Annotated in this window: 20 protein-coding genes and 1 pseudogene; 10 read left to right on the top strand and 11 right to left on the bottom strand. The window is 70.0% G+C overall.

Annotated elements, in window-relative coordinates; all coding sequences use genetic code 11:
- Positions 1–27: 27 nt before the first annotated feature.
- The 3 genes from BLR46_RS03965 to BLR46_RS03975 are packed head-to-tail and all read right to left on the bottom strand — an operon-like array spanning position 28 to position 2321.
- The gene (locus tag BLR46_RS03965) at positions 28–555 is read right to left on the bottom strand and encodes a DoxX family protein (RefSeq protein ID WP_093249061.1); all 528 of its coding nucleotides are present in this window, start codon (positions 553–555) and stop codon (positions 28–30) included.
- Between the two features lie 48 nt (positions 556–603).
- Positions 604–1947, bottom strand: a complete 1344-nt coding sequence (locus BLR46_RS03970) for an NAD(P)/FAD-dependent oxidoreductase (protein ID WP_093249063.1) — start codon at positions 1945–1947, stop codon at positions 604–606.
- Positions 1944–2321, bottom strand: coding sequence for a VOC family protein (locus BLR46_RS03975; RefSeq protein ID WP_093249064.1), 378 nt, complete (start codon positions 2319–2321; stop codon positions 1944–1946). The genes BLR46_RS03970 and BLR46_RS03975 overlap by 4 nt, the downstream gene beginning before the upstream one ends.
- Before the next feature lie 106 nt (positions 2322–2427).
- Here BLR46_RS03975 and mptB point away from each other — a divergent pair, with 106 nt between their 5' ends.
- Positions 2428–3795, top strand: a complete 1368-nt coding sequence (gene mptB, locus BLR46_RS03980; RefSeq protein WP_093249066.1) for a polyprenol phosphomannose-dependent alpha 1,6 mannosyltransferase MptB — start codon at positions 2428–2430, stop codon at positions 3793–3795.
- A 9-nt stretch (positions 3796–3804) separates the two neighbouring features.
- Positions 3805–5229, top strand: coding sequence for a threonine synthase (gene thrC, locus BLR46_RS03985; protein WP_093249067.1), 1425 nt, complete (start codon positions 3805–3807; stop codon positions 5227–5229).
- Positions 5230–5232: 3 nt separating this feature from the next.
- On the opposite strand, the gene BLR46_RS03990 is transcribed toward thrC, so the two are convergent.
- On the bottom strand, positions 5233–5766 hold the full coding sequence (locus BLR46_RS03990; protein ID WP_093249069.1) for a DUF1697 domain-containing protein: 534 nt from the start codon (positions 5764–5766) through the stop codon (positions 5233–5235).
- 310 nt (positions 5767–6076) lie between these two features.
- Between BLR46_RS03990 and BLR46_RS03995 the strand changes: the two genes are divergently transcribed.
- Entirely contained in the window at positions 6077–7513 is a 1437-nt protein-coding gene (locus tag BLR46_RS03995) for an HNH endonuclease signature motif containing protein (protein ID WP_176761649.1), read from the top strand.
- 60 nt (positions 7514–7573) lie between these two features.
- The gene (locus BLR46_RS04000) at positions 7574–8350 is read left to right on the top strand and encodes a CPBP family intramembrane glutamic endopeptidase (protein ID WP_143008206.1); all 777 of its coding nucleotides are present in this window, start codon (positions 7574–7576) and stop codon (positions 8348–8350) included.
- Positions 8351–8422: 72 nt separating this feature from the next.
- Here the strand turns inward: BLR46_RS04000 and BLR46_RS04005 are convergent, their stop codons facing one another.
- Positions 8423–9310 (bottom strand): trypsin-like serine protease, encoded by an 888-nt coding sequence (locus tag BLR46_RS04005; RefSeq protein WP_093249073.1) that lies wholly within the window; start codon positions 9308–9310, stop codon positions 8423–8425.
- Between the two features lie 174 nt (positions 9311–9484).
- On the opposite strand from BLR46_RS04005, the gene BLR46_RS04010 reads away from it, so the two are divergent.
- Positions 9485–9958 (top strand): hypothetical protein, encoded by a 474-nt coding sequence (locus tag BLR46_RS04010; RefSeq protein ID WP_093249075.1) that lies wholly within the window; start codon positions 9485–9487, stop codon positions 9956–9958.
- Here BLR46_RS04010 and BLR46_RS04015 read toward each other — a convergent pair.
- Positions 9953–11146, bottom strand: a complete 1194-nt coding sequence (locus BLR46_RS04015; protein WP_093249077.1) for a cytochrome P450 — start codon at positions 11144–11146, stop codon at positions 9953–9955. The two genes, BLR46_RS04010 and BLR46_RS04015, sit on opposite strands and share 6 nt — an antisense overlap.
- Before the next feature lie 92 nt (positions 11147–11238).
- Between BLR46_RS04015 and BLR46_RS04020 the strand changes: the two genes are divergently transcribed.
- Positions 11239–11949, top strand: coding sequence for a class I SAM-dependent methyltransferase (locus BLR46_RS04020; RefSeq protein ID WP_093249080.1), 711 nt, complete (start codon positions 11239–11241; stop codon positions 11947–11949).
- A 2-nt stretch (positions 11950–11951) separates the two neighbouring features.
- Complete coding sequence (locus BLR46_RS04025) at positions 11952–13466, top strand: hydroxysqualene dehydroxylase (RefSeq protein ID WP_093249082.1); 1515 nt, start codon at positions 11952–11954, stop codon at positions 13464–13466.
- Here BLR46_RS04025 and BLR46_RS04030 read toward each other — a convergent pair.
- From BLR46_RS04030 to BLR46_RS04045, 5 genes and pseudogenes are all read right to left on the bottom strand, one after another.
- The gene (locus tag BLR46_RS04030; protein ID WP_093249083.1) at positions 13463–14359 is read right to left on the bottom strand and encodes a phytoene/squalene synthase family protein; all 897 of its coding nucleotides are present in this window, start codon (positions 14357–14359) and stop codon (positions 13463–13465) included. The genes BLR46_RS04025 and BLR46_RS04030 overlap by 4 nt on opposite strands.
- Positions 14356–15822 carry a phytoene desaturase family protein gene (gene crtI / locus BLR46_RS04035; protein WP_245701477.1) on the bottom strand — a complete coding sequence of 489 codons (1467 nt, stop codon included), beginning with the start codon at positions 15820–15822 and terminating at the stop codon, positions 14356–14358. The genes BLR46_RS04030 and crtI overlap by 4 nt, the downstream gene beginning before the upstream one ends.
- Entirely contained in the window at positions 15819–16940 is a 1122-nt protein-coding gene (locus tag BLR46_RS04040; protein ID WP_342689724.1) for a polyprenyl synthetase family protein, read from the bottom strand. The genes crtI and BLR46_RS04040 overlap by 4 nt, the downstream gene beginning before the upstream one ends.
- Positions 16914–17456: pseudogene (idi, locus tag BLR46_RS15555) on the bottom strand (isopentenyl-diphosphate Delta-isomerase); the annotation flags it as partial. The pseudogene idi and the gene BLR46_RS04040, both read right to left, overlap by 27 nt.
- Complete coding sequence (locus BLR46_RS04045) at positions 17443–18000, bottom strand: GNAT family N-acetyltransferase (RefSeq protein WP_218118308.1); 558 nt, start codon at positions 17998–18000, stop codon at positions 17443–17445. The pseudogene idi and the gene BLR46_RS04045, both read right to left, overlap by 14 nt.
- A gap of 254 nt (positions 18001–18254) precedes the next feature.
- Between BLR46_RS04045 and nadE the strand changes: the two genes are divergently transcribed.
- The 3 genes from nadE to BLR46_RS04060 are packed head-to-tail and all read left to right on the top strand — an operon-like array spanning position 18255 to position 20279.
- Positions 18255–19070 (top strand): ammonia-dependent NAD(+) synthetase, encoded by an 816-nt coding sequence (nadE, locus tag BLR46_RS04050; RefSeq protein ID WP_093249086.1) that lies wholly within the window; start codon positions 18255–18257, stop codon positions 19068–19070.
- A gap of 43 nt (positions 19071–19113) precedes the next feature.
- The gene (locus BLR46_RS04055; protein WP_093249088.1) at positions 19114–19728 is read left to right on the top strand and encodes a DUF1707 SHOCT-like domain-containing protein; all 615 of its coding nucleotides are present in this window, start codon (positions 19114–19116) and stop codon (positions 19726–19728) included.
- Positions 19728–20279 carry an NUDIX hydrolase gene (locus BLR46_RS04060; RefSeq protein WP_093249090.1) on the top strand — a complete coding sequence of 184 codons (552 nt, stop codon included), beginning with the start codon at positions 19728–19730 and terminating at the stop codon, positions 20277–20279. The genes BLR46_RS04055 and BLR46_RS04060 overlap by 1 nt, the downstream gene beginning before the upstream one ends.
- The last annotated feature ends 35 nt before the right edge of the window (positions 20280–20314 follow it).

Consider the following 20314-nt stretch of genomic DNA (forward strand, 5'->3'; position numbering starts at 1 on the left):
ACTGTGGCACGACCGACAGGGTCCGGGCTATGGGTTCGCTGTGGGTTTCCTGTGAAACACCGTCTCCTCATTGGGTTCCAGCGGGGGCGGTGGCGGCGGAGGCGGCGCATGGGTCGTGTCGACCTTCGAGCGGCGCTCCCCGGGCACGCGGAAGAGGTTGTCGACGCCGAGGCGCCCCGACCCGAACGCCAGGAACAGGAGCCCGATCGCGGCGAGCGCCAGGCTGTACTCGTAGCCGCCCTCGTGCTGGTAGAGACCGTTGTCCCACTTGCGGTACCACGCCACCCCACCGTTCAGGACCAGCATGCCGAGCCCGACGAGGGGGGTCCCCAGGCCGAAGATCAGCAGCACGCCGCCCGCGAGTTCGAACGCGGTGACGAGCCAGGCGAGGGCCTGCGTGGCGGGGAGGTCGGCCTGCTCCAGGACGTCCTGCTGCGCCTGCACCCCGCTCACCTGCCAGCGGTACCAGCCCCGCGCGAGGAGGATCGCCCCGATCGCTATCCGGGCGAGCAGCAGCGCCACGTCGCGGAAACCCCTGACGAACGATCTCAACATGGGTCCACGCTAGTGGGCGGCGCGGCGGCGGGCTGGGGTTTCGCCCGGTCAGTCCTCCTGCGGCGGCTCGCCGCGCATCAGCTTGGCGGAGCTGCCCTTGCCGAGGCGCGCGATCGCGAGGCGGCCGATCAGCTGCTGGTTCGTGACCACCCGCTGGGAGCGTCCGTTGCTGATGAACGTGAGCGCCCAGCTCAGCAGCGTGGTGACGCGCTGCTTGAAACCGGCGATGTAGAGCAGGTGGAGGAACAGCCACATCACCCAGGCGATGAAGCCGGTGATCTCGAACTTGCCGACCTTCACCACGGCCGAGAACTTCGCGATCGTGGCCATCGAGCCGCGGTCGCGGTACTTGAAGGGCCCCGGCCGGGGCTTGCCCTCCACGTCGGCGGCGATGGTCTTCGCGACGTGCTTGGCGGACTGGATGGCGCCCTGCGCCACGCCCGGGACGCCGGGGAAGCTCATCAGGTCGCCAATCACGAACACCTCGGGGTGCCCGGGGATGGTGAGGTCCTCGTTCACGACGACGCGCCCCGCCCTGTCGAGTTCGGCGCCGCTCTGCTCGGCCAACGTCCTGCCGAGCTCGTTGCCCTGGACGCCCGCCGCCCACACCTTGCAGAACGACTCGATGTGCTCCTCGCGCCCGTCCTTGAACTTCAGCGTGACGCCGGCGTCGGTGACGTCGGTGACGAACGCCCCGAGCCTCACCTCGACGCCCAGCTTCTCGAGCTTCCGCTCGGTCTCCTTGCCGAGGCTCTCGCCGAACGCCGGCAGCACCTGGTCGACGGCGTCGACCAGGATGACGCGGGCGTCGCGGGGGTCGTAGTTGCGAAATTCCTTGGCGAGGGTCGCCGCGGCGAGCTCGCGGATCTGGCCGGCCATCTCGACGCCGGTCGGCCCTGCGCCGACCACGACGAAGGTGAGGGCACGTCGTCGGTCCTCGCCCTCCAGGAACTCGGCCATCTCGAACGCCTTCAGGATGCGCGCGCGCAGCTCGAGGGCGTCGTCGATGGTCTTCATGCCGGGGGCGTACGTGGCGAAGTGGTCATTGCCGAAGAACGACTGCCCGGCGCCCGCGGCGACGATCAGCGAGTCGTACTCGGTCTCGTGGCGGGAGTCGTGGAAGCGCCAGTAGACCTTGCGTTGCTCGAGGTCGACGTTCTCGACCAGGCCGAGGAGCACGCCGACGTTCTTCTGCCGGCGGAGGATCTCGCGGGTGGTGGGGGCGATCTCGCCCTCGCTGAGCACGCCGGTGGCCACCTGGTACAGCAGCGGCTGGAAGAGGTGGGTGGTGGTCTTCGCGATGAGGGTGATGTCGGTCTCGACGCCCTTGAGCGCCTTGGACGCGAACAGGCCCCCGAAGCCGGAGCCGATGATGACGGTGCGGTGGGTCATGAGACGCTTTCGTGGAGCTGGACGTAATTGCCGTGCTCGTCGTCGATGAGGACGGAGCGGCCGGACGGGTCGGTCATCACGTCGCCGACGACGCTCACGCCGGCCTCGCGGAGGCGCGCGATGTCGGCGTCGAGGTCGTCGGAGCCGAAGACGATGGCAGGAAGGCCGCGTTCGTAGACGGCGGCGCGGTACGGTTCGGCGATCTCGGGATCGCTGGGCTCGAGCAGGAGCCCGACGTCCTGGCCGGGCGCGTGCACGACGAAGAGCATGCCCTCGGGCATCGCCACCAGAGTCTCGAATCCAAGCTTGCCGGTGTAGAACTCGTGGGCGCTCGCCGGATCCGTCACGTGGACGCTGCACATTTTCAGCTGCATTCCGTCAGGGTACGTCGCGGGGGGCGCAGACAACAGATCCGTCCCGACGTGCGGTGATCCCCGCCGCTAAGCTCGGCTTTGTTGCCGGAAACTAGGACGGAAGCTCATGCCAGTGCGGACCACAGGTCGCCCCGCGGCATGGATCCTGACCGGCCTGTTGGCGGTGCTGCTCGTCGTGGCGGCCCAGTTCTTCGACGCGCCCGGACTGCTGGAGCGGCGGGCGACGTGGTGGCGGCCGATGGTGCAGCTGCCGGCGCACCTGCTGTTGCTGCTGGCGTGGTGGCAGCTGGGGCCCGGTTACCGTCGCCCCCTCCTCGCGGCGTCGATCTGGTCGCTGCCGCTGCTGTTCGTGCTGCCGCTGCACTCCCGCGACGCGTACAGCTACGCCGCCCAGGGGTGGCTGATGGCGCACGGTCAGAACCCGTACCTCGTGCCCTCCGGCGACGCCGGCACCTCCGGGTTGCTGGTGGGCGTGCACTGGTTCGAGACGACGTCGGTGTACCCCAGCCTGTCGCTGGAGATCTTCGGGCTCGTGGCGCGGCTGTTCGACTTCCACCCGTACTGGGCCGCCGTCGGGATGCGGCTGCCCAACGTCGTGGCGTTCGTCGTGCTGGCGTGGGCGGTGGCGAAATTGGCCGGTCACTACGGCGTCTCGCGGCGGCTCGCCTGGTGGTGGGGCGTGGCCAACCCGATCCTGCTGGTGCAGTGGGTCGGTGGTGTGCACAACGACGCGCTCATGATCGCGCTGGTCGCGGTGGCGGCCGTCCTCATGGTGCGGCGCGACTGGTGGTCGCTCGCGCTCGGCGGCATCGCCCTCGGGCTGGGCATGGGGATCAAGCAGTCGGCGGCATTGGCGGGGCTGGGCCTGGTGGCCGTCGCCTGGGAGTCCCGGCTGCGAGACGGCCGCCGGGGCTGGTGGCGACTGCTCGGGACCGCGGTGGTGCCGGGCTCGACGACGATCGTCACCTTCCTCGTCGTGTCCCTGGCGAGCGGGCTCGGGTTCGGCTGGACCGCCTCGACCGCCGGAAACCCCATCTCGGCGACGAGCAACGCGCCGCTGTCGTGGGTTGCCTCGTTCGGCCGCTACCACGAGCTCGCGGAGGTGGAGACGGTCAACGCCACGGTGACCACCGTGTCGCTCGTGCTGATGGTGGGCGCCATCGTCGCCCTGTACGTGTGGATCGGGCCGAAGGCCGACGACGCCGGCCGCCCTTGGCTGTTCCTGATCCTGTCGCTGCTCACGTTCGGGGCGCTCGGCCCGGCGCTCCAGCCGTGGTACCTCACGTGGATCATCCCGTTCTACGCGTTCGCGAAGCTCCGCGACGAGTGGCGCCTGGCGTGGTGGCTGCTGCTGGCCGGCTTCACGATGCTCCCGCCGCTGCAGGACCTGATGCCGCCGTACGTCGCCATGGGGGTGGTGGCCGTCCCACTGCTTGGATTCGTATGGTGGTGGCGCCGACGGGCCGCTGAGTAGGCTGGCGGCGTGCGTTACTTTTCGACGAGGGGCGCCGGCCCGCGCCGGTTCACCGACATCCTGCTCGAGGGCCTAGCCCCCGACGGCGGCCTCTACCTGCCCGAGACCTACCCGAGCGTCGACGCGGCGCAGCTCGAGGTGTGGAGCCGGCTGCTCCGCCGCGACGGGTACGCCGCCCTTGCGTACGAGGTGGTGCGGCTCTTCGTCGACGACATCCCCGATGAGGACCTCCGCGGCATCTGCGAGCGCGCGTACGCGCCGGAGAAGTTCGCGCACCCCGACGTGGTGCCGGTGACGGAGATGTCGGACGGCACTTGGCTGGTGCACCTGTCGAACGGCCCGTCGGCGGCGTTCAAGGACATGGCCATGCTGCTGCTCGGCGAGCTGTTCGCCTACGAGCTCGGCCGCCGCGGCCAGGAACTGAACATCCTCGGCGCCACCTCCGGCGACACGGGCTCGTCGGCCGAGTACGCGATGCTCGGCAAGCCCGGCGTGCGCGTCTTCATGCTGTCGCCCGCCGGCCGGATGTCCGAGTTCCAGCAGGCGCAGATGTTCTCCATCGACGACCCCGCGATCGTCAACATCGTCGTCGACGGGGTGTTCGACGACTGCCAGGACATCGTCAAGGCCGTCAACGCGGACGCCGCGTTCAAGGCGGACTATTCGCTGGGCGCGGTCAACTCCATCAACTGGGCCCGGCTGCTCGCGCAGATCGTCTACTACGTCGCCGCCTGGCTCAGGATCACCGACGCCGAGGGCCCGGCCGCCCGGGTGAGCTTCACGGTGCCGACGGGGAACTTCGGCAACATCGCCGCCGGCCACATCGCCCGCGAGATGGGGCTGCCGATCACGCAGTTGGTGCTGGCGACCAACGAGAACAACGTGCTCGAGGAGTTCTTCACCACCGGCGTCTACCGGCCGCGGCCGGGCGCGCTCCAGACGAGCTCACCGTCGATGGACATCTCCAAGGCCTCCAACTTCGAGCGGTTCGTGTTCGACCTCGTCGGACGCAGCCCGGAGCGGACGCGCGAGCTGTTCGTCGACAGGCTGCAGGCCGACGGGTTCTTCGACCTCTCCGGCGACCCGGCCTTCCTCCGGTTGCGCGACCGGTTCGGCTTCGTCGCCGGACACTCCACCCACGCCGACCGGCTGACGACGATCCGCCGCGTCCACGAGGCCGGCGAGGGGCTCGTCGACCCGCACACGGCGGACGCCCTGCACGTCGCGCGTGCGCTCGGGGAGGGGGTGACGGCGGTCCTCGAGACCGCGCTGCCGGTGAAGTTCTCGGAGACGATCGAGGCTGCGGTGGGCATCGTGCCGGACCGGCCGGAGCGCTTCGTCGGGCTCGAGGACAAGCGGCGGCACACCGTCGAGGCACCCAACGACCCGGAGGCGATCAAGGAGATCATCCGCCGTACGGTCGCCGGGGACTGATCCTCAGCACCACTTCCGCGCGATGGTGTCGATGACGTTGAAGTTGCGGTTGGTGGTCACGCCCAGTGCGGCGGCGGCAGCCGCCACGACGGTGTTGCCCTGATGCTCGGGCGTGAGGAGCACGTGGATTGCGCGGCCGCGTACGACGACCTCGCCGGTCGGTGTGCTCGTGGCCTCCAGCGCGGCTGCCTGATCTTTTGTCGGCTCGTCCTTGAGCAACTCGACGTACTGGCGCTCGACCGCAGGCCGCGCCGCGCGGAGCTCAGCGCCGACCCGCGCGATCTCGGCGAACTCCTTGGGCGTGAAGACGATGGTGCGCACCTCGAAACCGCGGTCGGCGAGGAAGGCGCGCTCCAGTGCCTCCTCGATCCGCGCCCGCGAGCGCATGGAGGTGGAGAACCGCACATTGCCGGTGTTGATGTGAGTCTCGACGTCAGTGAAGCCAACTCCCTCGACCACGCGCTGGATGTCGGCCTTCGGGAACTTGCGGTTCGCCCCCAGGTTTATCGCCCGCAGGAACGCGAGATAGGTGCCCATCCATCCTCCCTATGGTCTGCGGGTTTGTTTGCGCCGGATTGGTTTACCTGCCTCCGTCCGATTTACCTGCCGTATTCAGCAGGTTTTTCGACTTTTGGCAGGTGGCAAGTTCGTTTCACCCGGCCCATACTGCCACCGTCATGACTGCCGAGGAAGTGTCGCTGCATCGCCCGGTGGCCCAATTGGTCCGGCACGTCATTTGTCCGCAATTCGATCCACTGACCGTGGGCTCAGAACTGCTCAAAGAGAATTTCTGATGCGGTCCGGTCGGGAACGCCTTTTGTCAGAGGTGGCTGATCTAATAGACCACATGAGCGATTCACTGCGGAGTCTGGAGGGCGCGATCGATGCCGCGCTGTCGGATCTTCGCGCGCTTCGGATCGGCGGCGAGGAGGACGTGGCCGAGGTGAAGGCGGTGTTGGCTCGGCTGGAGGTCGCGGAGGCGCGGCTTGCCGGGCTGCGGCTGCAGTTGATCGGGGAAGCGCAAGCTGCGGGGGCTGCGGCCGCGGTGGACCAGGTTCGCAACTCGCCGCGCACCACCAGCGGCCAGGCCTCCGGCGTGCTCCGGTTGGGGAGGGACCTCGCGGACCGGTTCTGGGTCCTCGCCGACGCGCTGGCCGAAGGAGCGATCTCGGTCGCGCAGGCGGAGGCGATCATTACCGGGCTGAAGCGCCTCCCTTCCGCGCTCGGCCGCCACGACCTCGAGCGGTGCCAGCGGCAACTCCTGACCTTCTGCGACGAGCTCGGGCCAGCGGAGCTCACCGTCGCGGCACTTCGGATGTGGGAACTGCTGGACCCCGACGGCGCCGACGAACTCGAAGCCACCCGCCTGGAGCGTGAGGAGCGGCTCGCGAAGGCCGGCCGCGCGTTCAAGATGACTCCGGACCATCACGGCTCGATGCGCCTGTCGGGCCAGCTCCCGACGGCCGACGCCGCGCTGCTGCAGGCGCAGTTAGATGCGCTGATGCCACCCGCGTCGTCATACGTTGACGAGGGCGGGGAGGTGCCGGGCCCGGAGACCCGCCGGGCGGATGCGTTGATGCGCTTGGCGGGGATCGCGGCCGCCTCCGGCGAGGTCCCGGCTCAGGGCGGGGACCGTCCCCACGTGCAGATCACGCTGCCGTTGTCCCTTCTCACCGACGGGCTCGGCGCCGCAGGCGTGTTCGGGTTCGGCGACGAGTCGTTGTCGGCGGGGGAGGCGCGTCGGATGGCGTGCGACGCCGGCCTCATCCCGCTCGTCCTGGGCTCCGACTCCCAGCCCCTCGACGTGGGCCGGGAGTACCGGCTCGTCCCCAAGGGGCTGCGGGCGGCGCTGACGCATCGGGACCAGGGTTGCGTGTTCCCGCACTGCACCGCCCGGCCCGCGGCCTGCGAGGCGCACCACATCCAGCCGTGGTGGGCCGGCGGGGACACGTCGCTGCAGAATCTCGTGCTCCTTTGCCCGCACCATCACCGGCTGGTCGAGCCGGACCCCGAGCGGGCACCCGAGTGGCAGTGGGAGGTCACCATCGACGAGGCCACCGGCAGACCGGTCTTCGTCCCGCCGCGCCACGTCGACCCGGCCCGCAGGCCACGACAACACCCCCGCTTCCGCCTCCAAGACCTGACGGCCCCACCACCCGACGAGGGACCAGTCTGCCCCGAGCCGGATCCATGGCGCCCGCCAGACGAGGACCCATGGCACCAACTCGATCCGCTCGGTTCCGGTATGACCGGACATGCCGCGGGCCAGTCCTACGGGGCGTAGTATTCATGCTGGTCGAAGGTGGACAACTGGGTTCGCCCGTCCGTTTGGGGGTGTGTGACTGTGGTCACGTTGCAGGAGAAATATCCCGTCTGGCACGCGGTGGCGTGGATCGCCATCTACGTCATCACGGTCAACGTGGGCGACTTGCTCTCTGAAATGGCAGGAGAGCCGAACTCGGTGACTAGTGCTCTCCTGGTCCTGCTTTCGTTGTGGTTGGTTGTCGATCTGCGGCGACGTGGCTGGCTGGGTTACTACGGTGTCCGCCCGCTACGTCGAGAGGATTTCCAGTCGATGCTGCTATACCTGCCGCTCCTCCTGATCGTCTCACTGCAATTCACCAAAGGATTCAAGGAAGATCTCACCTTCACGGCAGTACTGCTCATCATCGTGCTGATGGTCTGTGTCGGCTTCCTCGAGGAACTCATCTTCCGGGGAATGCTGCTACGTGGCATCCAGCGCACCAGCACGCTCACGCGCGCGATCGTGATCTCGGGCGTCACCTTCGGCATCGGACACGTGGTGAACCTCGCCCGTGGGATGACACCGCTAGAGCAGGCCATCCAGGTCGGCTTCGGCGTGGTCCTCGGCATCGTCCTGGCGCTGCTCTTCGTCGTCACCGGGACCATCGTCCCGCTTATCGTGTTCCATGCGCTGCTCAACATCAGCGGGAACATCACCCTGGGTGACCCCACGGCAGACCTGATCATGCTCGCTGCCACCACTGTCGTCTGTGTGGGCTACGCGCTCTACCTGATGGCCGTGCTGCGGCGGAAGGGCCCCGCCGAGGCAATAGCGCAGCCAGCCCCTACGATGCCCGCAACGGTTGCGGTCGTCTGATCGATCTGCCCCGAGAACGCGAGGGCGGCGCGTCGGATGCCCGCCGCGCCGCCCCTGCAGTTGGAGCGCCACTCAGCCGATGACGATGAGTTCCGCCTCCTCGGGCACGGACGACGCGGCCACCGTGTCGAGGATCCACTGCTGGGCCGCAGCGGTGTCGACACGGTAGGCGAAGTCGATGCCCCGGCAGTAGGAGTTGAGCCCGAACGAAGTCACCGCGACGATCAGGTTGGACTCGTAGCCCCCGAGGAAGATCGGCCCGCCGGAGTCGCCCGAACACGTGCCGCCCTTCCCCTTGCCGTTGCCGACCGTCTGGACGTTGAAGCCCGCGTTGTTCTGGCTGTTGAGGTTGGTGATCTTCCCCTGCGCCATGAGCCGGCTGCGGAACGACTCGACCCCCACCGGGCTGCTGTAGGACAATCCGTACCCACTCGCGGTCACGGTGAGGTTCTGGAGACCGCGTTGGGTGGCGAGAGCGTCGAGCATGCCCACCTCGGCCAACTGGCCGTACTCCTCCAGATAGATGGGCTGGTCCAGGATCACCAGGCCGAGGTCCTTGGTGTCGGGGAACGAGGCGAAGTCGTCGAAGCCCCAGTTGTAGAGCTCGTCAGAGGTGGCGCACAGTGTCCCCAGCGTGCCCTCGGCACAGCCATCGGGGTAGCCGCTGCTCGCGGGCTCGCCCGTCTCCGTGTTGTAGTCGGCGCCAGCGTCCTGCTGGAACCAGATGACGGCAGTGTCGGCGCCGTCGGTGCAGTGACCGGCCGTCAGGAAGACGCTGGGCGACAGCAGGGAGCCGGAGCAGCGCCCGGTGAACTCGCCCTCTTCGTCGTAGAACGCCACGAGGCCCACGAAGGGGTGCTCGTCATCGGGTACGTAATTGCCGGTGATCGCGTGGCCGGGCGCGATCGTCATGGCCAGCAGCACCAGCGCTCCGGCCAAGCTCGTCAGTATTCGTCTCATCTCTCACCCCTCGTCCATGAAGCCCCTCGTCGGGCCCCTCGGTGTATGGGGTGACAGTAAGCGCTCCCCCCGGCCACCGGCGGCCGAATGGGTCACCATTCTCTGCCGATCTGCACCTTCCCAGACGTCGTCCGGCGGGTTACTGTGCAACCAAGCGCTATTCGAGGGGGGAACATGAACAGCGAACGTATCGTCGTCGAATTCACCGAGCAGACGCTCGAGGCGGGTGAGAGCGCCAAGGCGCCGCTCGAGACCCTGCAGTCGTCGCTCGACGCGAAGGCGGTCGAGTTGGACGTCAGGGGGCTGCCGGACAATCCACCCAATGCTGTCGCGTGGTGGCTGGCTGCCTGGTACGGGATCAAGGTCGTCGCAAAGTTCGTCGTCGATCACGACGACACCTGGAACGCGATCACCACGTTCATCGCCGACGTGATGGACGGGCACCTGAAGGATGGCTGGGTCAAGATCGAGGTGGCGGCCGACGGCACGGTGACTCACTCAACCCACAAGGGCAACGAGCATCCGGAGGGTTCGATCGTCACGGTGAAGGACGGCAAGGAGGAGGTTCGTCAATCGGACGCCGCCCAATTCACGCGGGAGCACTTCCTGAAGGCGCTCCGAGAAGTCCTCAAGAACCTCTTGTCATAGAACGAGCCCGAAGCCGCGCAGGGCGTAACCGGCGACGAGGTCGTCCCACCCCAACGTCGGGCGGCTGAGGATCCTCGGTTCGCGGCGCAGCAGGGTGGTGAGCAGCACGTCGGTCTCGAGGATGGCGAGCGGCTGCCCGGGGCACTTGTGCGCGCCGTCGCCGAAGCTCAGGCCCGCGCGGTCGACGCCCTGCGCCACGTCGCGCCCGGGGCAGAGCGACAGGGGCTCCTCGCCAACGGCCTGCGGATCCGCATTGGCGGGGCGGATGCACACGTCGACGAGGTCGCCCGGCGGAATCGTCCACGACTTGTCGCCGTCGCTGATGGCCACCTCCTCCTGCACCCGCCGGTACAGGTGCCCGACCACCGGCTCGAGGCGGATGACCTCGGTGAGGATCGCGAGCCGCTCGGGCTCGTCGGCGACGAGGTAGCGCGCCCGAAGCCGGTCGTCGTCCAGGAGATGCCAACACGCCATCGCGATGAACTCGCGCGTGGTGACCATGCCGGCGGTGCCGTAGGTGACGCACTCGACGAGGATGTCGAGGTTCGAGTAGCCCTCCGCGATGAGGTGGCTCACGACGTCCTCGCGCGGCTCCCTGCGCCGAGCCTTGACGGCCGGGCGCACGTCGGCGAACCAGAACCGGGCGATGGGTGCGAGCCCGTTGAACGCCGCCGCGGCCCACTGCCGCTTCGACCGTCCGAGGCCCGGTTTGGTGATGTCGAAGGGCGGCTGGTTGAAGAACGTCACCAGCCGCCGGCTCATGCCTCGGATGTCGGATTCGGTGAGCCCGACGACCTCCCGCGTCACCTCCACCGAGTAGTGCAGCGCCAGCTCGTCGACGGTGCACCGCCCGGCCGCGACGGCCTCGTCGACCAGCCGCTCGGCGCTCGCGCGCATGAGGTCGCGGTACCGGGACGACACCACCTTCGGCGCGAAGAACCGCGCGACCTTCTTGCGCTGCTGGTCGTGCAGCTCGCCGTCGGAGAAGAGGATCGGGTGGTGCTTCGTGTAGCCCTTGGGCACGTACTCCGCGGTGAAGCCGGCCTGCGTCGTCGCGTGCCGGGCCTGGAGCACCTGGCGGGCGGCGGCCAGCGACCGGATCCGCCACACGTGCCCGACCCGCTCGACGCGGGGGCCGTCGGCCTCGTCCGGCCTGTTGCTGCGACGGGTGGGTGCTGGCTGCTCCATGATGCGTCTCCCGGCTCTGGTTGTCCCCAGACTAGGGCCTTTCTGGTAGACAATGCCTAGAGGCCGAACGGCCGTCCGAGGGAGGACCCACCGTGCACAACGTCCGCACCGCCTTCGACCGCGGCGCCGGCCGCTACGACCTCCTCACCTCCCTCAATCCCGGCTACCACCGCCACCTCCGTTCCGCCGCCCGCGAGCTCCGCCGCCGCATCGGGACGCCCGGCCGGCACCGGCTGATGGACCTGGCCTGCGGCTCCGGCTCCTCCACGCGCGCGCTCCTCGCCGCCGGCCCCGCGAGCATCCTCGGGCTCGACGCGTCGGAGGGCATGCTCGCGGAAGCGCGCCGCAAGCGCTGGCCCGACGGGGTGCGCTTCGCCCACGCGGTGTGCGGCAACCTCGACGTCGACTCGCTCGGGCCGGACAGCCGCGACGGGATCTTCGCGGCGTACCTGTTCCGCAACGTGCCGGAGTCGACGCGCGACGCGGCCGTGCGCGAGACGTTCGACCTCCTGCGCCCGGGCGGCTGGCTCGTCGCGCAGGAATACTCGGTGGCCGGCGACCCGGGAGCCGCCCGCCGCTGGGACGTGATCAGCCGCTCCATCATCATTCCGCTGGCCGTGATGGTCGACGGCAACCCCGACCTCTACCACTACCTCTGGCGCAGCGTGCACGAGTTCGACTCCACCGCCCGGTTCATGCGCCGCCTCTCGGACGCCGGCTTCATCGACGTCGCCACCCGCACCGTCCCCGGATGGCAGCGTGGCATCCTGCACACGTTCGTCGCCCGCAAACCTGAGGAGTGACCATGGCCATCCGGAGGCACCGACAGGACCTGCCCGGCCGCGACCCGCGCGCCGTCCGGCACCCCGCGCCCAAGGGCCGCTACCGGCTCACCGACCATCGCCATGTCGTGGTGGTGGGCGGCGGCATCGCGGGCCTCGCGGCCGCCACCGTGCTGGCCGAGCGAGGGGTGCGGGTGACGCTGCTCGAGGCGGGGGAGCGGCTCGGCGGCCGGGTGGCCGCGTGGCCGCTCGGCGACGGCCGCACGATGAGCCGCGGCTTCCACGCCTTCTTCCGCCAGTACTACAACCTGCGCGGCCTCCTGAAGCGCACCGATCCGGACCTCGACCGGCTGATCCCGGTGGACGACTACCCGCTCCAGCGCCCCGACGGGCTGCGCGACTCCTTCACCAACCTGCCGAAGACGCCGCCGTGGAGCATCCTCGGCTTCGTCCTGCAGAGCCCCACCTTCCCGGTGCGGGCCCTCGCCGACGTCGACCTGAAGGCCGCCACCGAGCTCATCCGGGTCTCGTTCCCGCGCACGTTCAGCGACTACGACGACGAGTCCGCCGCCCAGTTCCTGGACCGGCTGCGCTTCCCGGCGGCCGCCCGCGACCTCGCCCTCGAGGTGTTCGCCCGCTCCTTCTTCGCCGACCCGTCGAACTTCTCGGCCGCCGAGCTCGTCGCCATGTTCCACACCTACTTCCTCGGCTCGGCCGAGGGGCTGCTGTTCGACGTGCCCGATGACGACTACGACACCGCCCTCTGGCAGCCGCTCGGGAACCTCCTGCGCGAGCTCGGCGCCGACGTGCGCACCGGTGCCCGCGCCGAGAAGGTGGCGGTCCGCGACGACGGCGCCACGGTCACCCTGGCCGACGGCAGCACGCTGGAGGCCGACGCGGTCGTCGTCGCCACCGACCCGGCTCCGGCGCGTGGGCTGGTCGCCGGTCTGGAGGCCGAGGGCGGCGAGGCGTGGCGGGACTCCGTCGCCGCGACGGTCAACGCGCCGCCCTTCGTCGTGGTGCGGCTCTGGTACGACGGCAAGGTCGACGCGGACCGGCCGGCCTTCGTGGCCACCAGCGGCTACGGGCCCTTGGACAACGTCTCGGTCCTGGAGCGCTTCGAGGCCGGGGCCGCGCGCTGGTCCGACGAGGAGGGCGGCTCCGTCGTTGAACTGCACGCCTACGCCTGCGACGAGTCCGCGCTCGCCGACCCGCAGCCCGTCGTCGACGCGCTGGAACGCGAGCTGCACCGCATCTTCCCGGAGACCGAGTCGCTGGGCGTCCGTCACCGTGAGGTGCTGGTCCGCGACGACTGCACGCTCATCACCCCGGGTCGCTGGACCGACCGGCCCGGCGTCGAGACCCCCTGGCCGCGGCTGGCGCTGGCCGGCGACTGGGTGCGCTGCGACTACCCCGTCGCCCTCATGGAGCGCGCCACCACCACCGGCTACCTCGCCGCCAACGCGCTGCTGCGCCAGTGGGGCGTGGCCGGCCAAGATATCTGGACCGTCCCGATGCGGGGGCTGATCCCCTCCTAGGTGGAGAAGCTCGGCACCTTCGGGTCGAGCACCATCGCGCGGGCGAACTCGCCCAGCTTCTCGCGCCCGGGGACGCGGTGGCGGCCGTGGAAGACGTCGTAGTCGGCGGCCTCGATGCGGTCGAGGATGCGGGAGTAGAGCACGAGCGCGGTCCCGACGCAGCGCCGTGAGGCGCGCGGCAGGTGGGGGAGCCCCTCGGCGCCGTGGGCGTAGAGCTCGCGGTTGCGGCGGAGCTGCTGGGCCATGAAGCTGCGCCACTCGGGCGTCACCGTCCGCTGCCACGGGTCGGCGCCGTGCGCGGCCAGCTCGTCGGCGGGCAGGTAGACGCGGCCGCGGTCGAGGTCCTCGTCGATGTCGCGGATGAAGTTCGTGAGCTGGAAAGCCAGGCCGAGGCTGCGGGCCGGCTCCTTCGCCGCCGGCGAGAGCGGCTCGAGCACCGGCAGCATCATCTCCCCGATCACCGCGGCCGACCCCTCCATGTAGCCGTCGCGCAACGCCTCCCACGTCGGCCACGAGGTCTCGGTGAGGTCCAGTGCCATGGCGTGGAAGAACCGGTCGAAGCAGTCGCGCGGGGTGCCCCGGCGCTGCACGCTGTCCACGACGGCGGCGAGCACTGGCTCGTCGGAGTGGCCCCGGTCGAGGGCCTCGTAGAACCAGTCGCGGAACCGTTCGAGCCGCTCGGCGGGCGTACCCTCATGCGGCACCGCGTCGTCGACCCGCTCCGGCTCGTCGACGATGTCGTCCGCGAGCCGGCACAGCGCGTAGATCGTGTACACGTCGCGGCGCTGCCGCATCGGCAACAGCAGCGCGCCCCAGTAGTACGTCGTGCCGTACTCCTTCGTGAGCTCGGCGCAGCGGGCGTAACCCTTGCGGAGCAGTTCGTCGCGGCTCATCGGAGGCGGTCGATCCGGTCGGCGGCGAGCTTGCCGGAGACGAGCACCATCGGGATCCCCACGCCGGGGACGGTGCCGGAGCCGGCGAACACGAGCCCGGGCACCCGGCGGTCGACGTTGGCGGGCCGGAAGGGCCCCGTCTGCCGGAAGGTGTGCGCCAGCGCGAACGGGGCGCCGGCCGCGAGCCCCTGCTGCTCCCACTCCACCGGCGTCACCAGGTGCTCGGTGACGATGTCGGTGGGGTAGCCCTCGGCGCGGAGAAAGGCCAGCAGCCGCTCCCGCATCCGTGGCGCCTCCTGGGCCCAGTCGATGCGGCCGACCTGGAGGTTCGGCGTGGGCTCGAGCACGTAGAGGGTGTGGCAGCCGTCGGGGGCGGCGGTGTCGTCGTCGAGCGACGGCACGCACACCAGCCGCGACGGGTCGCGCATCGGCCGGCCGCTGTGCAGCAGGTCGGTGAACGCCTCGTCCCACGCCTCGCCGAAGTGGATGTTGTGGTGGCCCTTGTCCTCGGGGATCTCGCCCCGCACGCCGAGGTGCCACACCACGGCCGACGGAGAGTACGAGCCCTTGCGCACCACGCGGGGCGGGCGCACGTCGGGCAGCAGCTTCTCGTACGCGACGGGCAGGTCGACGGTGCACACGACCGCCTGTGCCGGGATGATCTCACCGTCCTCCAACTCGACGCCAGACGCGCGGCCGTCGCCCGTCCGGGCGATGCTGCGCACCGGCGACGACCAGCGGAACGTGACGCCCGCCTCCTCGGCCGCCCGCGCCATGGCCTCGGGGACGGCGCGCATGCCGCCCTCCGGGAACCAGACGCCCTCGATCGAGTCCATGTAGGTGATCACGGCGTAGATCGCCAGCGCCTGCGCCGGGGCGAGGCCCGCGTACATGGCTTGGAAGCTGAAGATGCGGTGGAGTCGCTCGTCCTGGAAGCGGCGTGCGATCGCCGGGCCGAGCCGACCGAAGCCGCCCAGCCGGACCAGCTCGAGCGCCGCCCGCGGGTTGCGCAGCAGGTCGAGTGGTGTGTCGAAGTTGGCGTCGATGAAGTTGGGCATCTCGGCGATGTAGAGCTTCCTGAGCCACACGACGAACTCGTCGAAGGCTGCCGCGTCGAGGGAGCCCGACTCCTTCGCGATCTCCTCCCGCATACGCTTGTGCTCGTGCCACACGCGCAGCGTCGAGCCGTCGGCGAAGAAGGCCCGGTAGGCGGGGTCGAGCAGCTTGAGCGTCACGTAGTCCGACGTGCGGCGCCCGATCGCCCGGAACGCGTCGTCGAGCAGGTCCACCATGGTGAACACGGTGGGCCCGGTGTCGAACGCGAAGCCGTCCTGGCGCAGGACGCCGTTGCGCCCGCCCGGGGTGGCCTCGCGCTCCACGACGGTGACGTCGTGCCCGCGCCCGGCGAGGTGCATGGCGGCGGACAGGCCCGAGAGCCCCGCCCCGACGACGGCGACCTTCACGATTCCCTCCAGGCTGCGGTGCGGGCGGCCTCGCGGAGTCCGGCGACCCCGTCGGGATCCAACGACGACGACGCCAGGTGGGCGAACGCCGACTCCATCCGCTTGTCGATCAGGCGCTCGACCTCGTCGCGCACGCCCGCCTCCACGAGCGCGCGCTGCAGGATGGCCACGTCGTCGTCGCGCATCCGCTCCGACCCCATGCGGGCGAGCCGGTCCGCGTCCTCGCCGACGAGCCGCCCGGCGGCGAGCGCCATGATGACGGTCTCCTTGCCCTCGGCGAGGTCGTCGCCCGACGGCTTCCCGGTCCGGGCCGGGTCGCCCCAGGCCCCGAGGATGTCGTCGCGGTAGGCGAACGCCTGGCCGATGTCCTCGCCCGCGCGCATCAGGGCATCGAGCGCCTCGTCCGAGGCCCCGGCGGCCAGGGCGCCCAGCTGCAGCGGACGGGTGACGGTGTAGGCACCGGACTTCAGTCTGGCCACGGCCTTGGCGTGCATGAGGTCGCGCCGGCCGGCGGCGGCGCTCGTCAGGTCGGCGCGCTGGCCGACGATGAGCTCGATGCAGAGGTCGTACCAAGCGCGGCGCAGGCGCTCGGGGAGCCGGTCCATCAGGGCGTCGGCGAGGGTGTGCGCGAGGTCGCCCAGCAGTATCGCCAAGTTCTCGCCGAACCGCGCCGGCTCGCCGGTCTTCGCCGAGGCGCGGTGCCACTCCGCGGCCTCGACGTGCGCCGTCGGCCGGTTGCGGCGCGAGTCGGAGCAGTCCATCACGTCGTCGTGGATGAGCGCGAAGAGGTGCAACGTCTCGAGCGCGGCGGCCGCCTGCATCATGCTGCGGTAGCCGGCCCGGCCGGGAACCCCGCCTGCCGCGACGAAGCCCCAGTAGGTCATGGCGACGCGGAAGCGCTTGCCGCCCGCCAGCATGATCGACTCCAGCCACTGCGGCAGGTCCTCGGGCAGCACGTCCACGCCGATGTCGCCGGCGAACCGGTTCCAGGTGTCGCCGAGCCGCTGCAGTTCCTGGACGATGAGGGCATCCACCTCGGCGAGGCAGGCCGCGACGTCCGACGGCGAGCGCGGCGGGCCGCCGATCAGGCGCGGCAGCTTCGGCGCGAGTTGCGCCACCTGCAGGACCGCCCACGGGCTGTACACGTCGGGGACGGCGGTGATGCCGCTGACGAACGACTCCCAGTCCACCCACCGGTAGTCCATGACCTCGCCGGGGTGCGGCGTCGGCTCGGAGTCGACGAAGGCCAGGTACACCGGGCAGATCTCGTTCTCGACCACGCCGCTCGCGTCGACGGCGCGGTACCGGAAGTCGGGCAGCGCCTTGGTGAGCATCTGCACGTCGAGCCCCAACTCCTCGCGGACCCGCCTGCGGATGGCGTCCTCCATGGCCTCGCCGGGGCGCGGGTGGCCGCAGCAGGAGTTCGTCCACACGCCCGGCCAGGTGAGCTTGTCGATGGCGCGCCGCGTGAGCAGCACTCGGCCCTGCGCGTCGAACAGGTACGTGGAGAACGCGAGGTGCAGGGGGGTGTCGGTGCCGTGCACCTCGAGCCTCGCGGCCTCGCCGGCCGGCCGGCCATCCTCGTCGAGGAGAACCACGCAGTCCCCGTCGATCGCGTGCCTAGATCGCTTCATCTACCAAGACTCCCACCCCGTCAGTCCCCACGTCGGGGTTCCGGACCATCCGGATCATCTGCATGTTCCCGAACCCGACCGCAATCTTGCCGTAGCCGTCCGGCGCGAAGCCGTGCTTCTCGTAGAAGCGGATGGCGCGCGGGTTCTCGGTCATCGTCCAGAGGTAGGCGGCCTCGCCGTCGGGCAGCACCGCCTCCAGCATCGCGGTGCCCAGGCCGCTGCCGTGGGTGCCGGGCATGGTGAAGAGCGTCTTGAGGTAGCGGGTGACCGACGGCCAGACGAAGGACGGGTCGTCGGGCTGCTCCCAGTGCTCCGGGCCGTCGCCGGCCATCCCCACCGCGACGATGTTGCCCCAGGCGTTCTTGGCCACCATCACGCGGTCGGTCTTCAGCATGTCCGGGATGCGCGCGTCGAGGCTGTCGTAGAGCTGGGCCGTGAAGTCGCCTTGCGCGTAGGGCGCGTACGTCGCTGCTTGCATGACGATGTGCGCCTTGGCCACGGACGCCACCTCGTCGGGGTCCATGGGCGCTATTTCGAACCTCACAAGCTCATACTGCCAAGCCACACAAGTCATCGGTGCATTCGTGTATCGAAAACGTGGGGCCGGGATGGTGGCTCGATGGCCGCGGGACGGCTTGGCCTGCCTCCCTCGAAGGCGCCCGCCTCCCTGCGATTCGCCCGCCGGATCCGGCAGGTTTTTCGATCGCGGGCAGGTAAACCCGACGGCGTGCCCCCGGCCCCAGTGCCCACCGCCCGGGCAACCCGTCCCGCGCCCCGCTGCGAAGGTAGGCTCTCGCCATGCGTGCTTTGCAAGCGGAAATCATCGCGGAGATGGGCGTCAAGCCGACGATCGACCCGGCGGAGGAGGTCGAGCGCAGGATCCAGTTCCTGATCGACTACGCCGCGGCGGCCAACGCCCAGGGCTTCGTCCTGGGCATCTCGGGCGGCGTGGACTCCACGCTGGCCGGCCGGATGGCGCAGCTGGCGGTCGAGCGAATGGGCGACCACGCGAACTTCGTCGGCGTCCGCCTCCCCTACGGGGTGCAACTCGACGAGGAGGACGCGCAGGCAGCCATGGACTTCGTCGGTGCCCGCACGTCGGTGACGATCAACATCCGCGACGCGGTCGACGGGATGGAGAACGCCTACGAGTCGGGCCTCGGCAAGCAGATCACTGACTTCAACAAGGGCAACGTCAAGGCCCGCTCCCGGATGATCGCCCAGTACGCGATCGCCGGCGACCACGGCCTGCTCGTCATCGGCACCGACCACGGCGCCGAGTCGGTCACGGGGTTCTTCACCAAGTACGGCGACGGCGGCGCGGACATCCTGCCGCTCTTCGGGCTCAACAAGCGGCAGATACGGTCCATGCTCGAGTACATGGGCGCGCCCGCGTTCCTGTACGAGAAGCTGCCCACCGCCGACCTGCTGGACGACAAGCCGCTCCAAGCCGACGAGGCCGAGCTCGGCCTCGACTACGACGACATCGACGACTACCTCGAGGGCAGGGAGATCGACGAGGAGATCGCGGCCAGGATCGAGGCCATCTGGAAGCGGAGCCGGCACAAGCGGACAACGCCCGTGTCGATCCTCGACGACTGGTGGCGCGACTGAAGCGCCCGCGCCGTCGCGGGGCGGTCTGGCTACACTTGGACCCATGTCCGAGATGCAGGGGAGCCGGCGGCTCCGTGCCAGTGATGAGGAACGCGACTACGTCCTGCACCTGCTGCAGCTGGCCCACGCGGCCGGGCGGCTCGACGTCGTCGAGCTGAACGACCGCCAGGACCGCGCGCTGACCGCCAAGTTCTCGGACGAGTTCATCGAGCTGCTGGAGGACCTGCCCGAGGGCAGGGAGGTCGTCGCCGTCCTGCGGCCCACCGTCGCGCCCGCCCCGTCGCGCCCGGGCCCGTCGTCCGTCCTGCGCGCCATCGCCTCACCCGGAACGGCCAACCAGAGCATCGCGATCCTCTCCGGCAAGGACATGATGGTGCCGCCCGGCGTGACCCGCTACCACCTGATGTCCTTCATGGGCGGCGACAACGTGGACCTCAGTGAGGCGCTCCAGCCGGGGGTGGTGCTCATCATCGAATCGCAGTCCGTCCTCGGCGGATCGACGATCAAGGTGCCGCCCGGCGTCAATGTCGTCGACGAGAGCCAGTCCGTCATGGGCGGGAACACCGTGAAGCGCTCCGCGCGCGGCGACGGCTCCCGGGGGACGCTCGTGCTGCGCGGCATCTCGATCATGGGCGGGAACACGGTCAAGCTCGCCTGATGCCGCACCTCCACACGCAGCCCGACGGGCACGACCTGACGGCGTCGGCGTTCGTCTTCCGGGAGGCCGGCGACGGCCCGGAGGTGTTGGTGCACCTGCACCGCAAGCTCGGGCTCCTGTTGCAGCCGGGCGGCCACGTCGAGCCGACCGAGAACCCGTGGCAGGCCCTGGCGCACGAGCTCAGGGAGGAGACCGGCTTCCACCTCGAGCAGCTCATGGTCCTGCAACCGCTCCTGCCCGTGCAGGGCCTCACCCATGACAACCCGCACCCGCTGCCCGCGTTCCTGAACACCCACGAGGTTGGCTCCGGCCACTTCCACACGGACCTCGTCTACGCGCTCGTCGCCGACGAGCCGCCCCGCGATGCGCCGGGGGACGGCGAGTCGCTCGACCTGCGCTGGCTCACGGCGGAGGCCCTGGCCGCGCAGCCGGAGGCGCCCGGCGACGTGGCCGCCGTCGTCTCGATGTTGGTCCGCGACGTGGTGCCGCACTGGCACCGGCTGCCCGCGTCGCAGTGGCCACTGGAGACCAGGCGGTCGCCGCGCAGATGAACCGACCCTGAGTCGCTCCGGCTCAACTTTCTTTG

The organism is Tessaracoccus oleiagri (assembly GCF_900103275.1).
Classification (GTDB): domain Bacteria; phylum Actinomycetota; class Actinomycetes; order Propionibacteriales; family Propionibacteriaceae; genus Arachnia; species Arachnia oleiagri.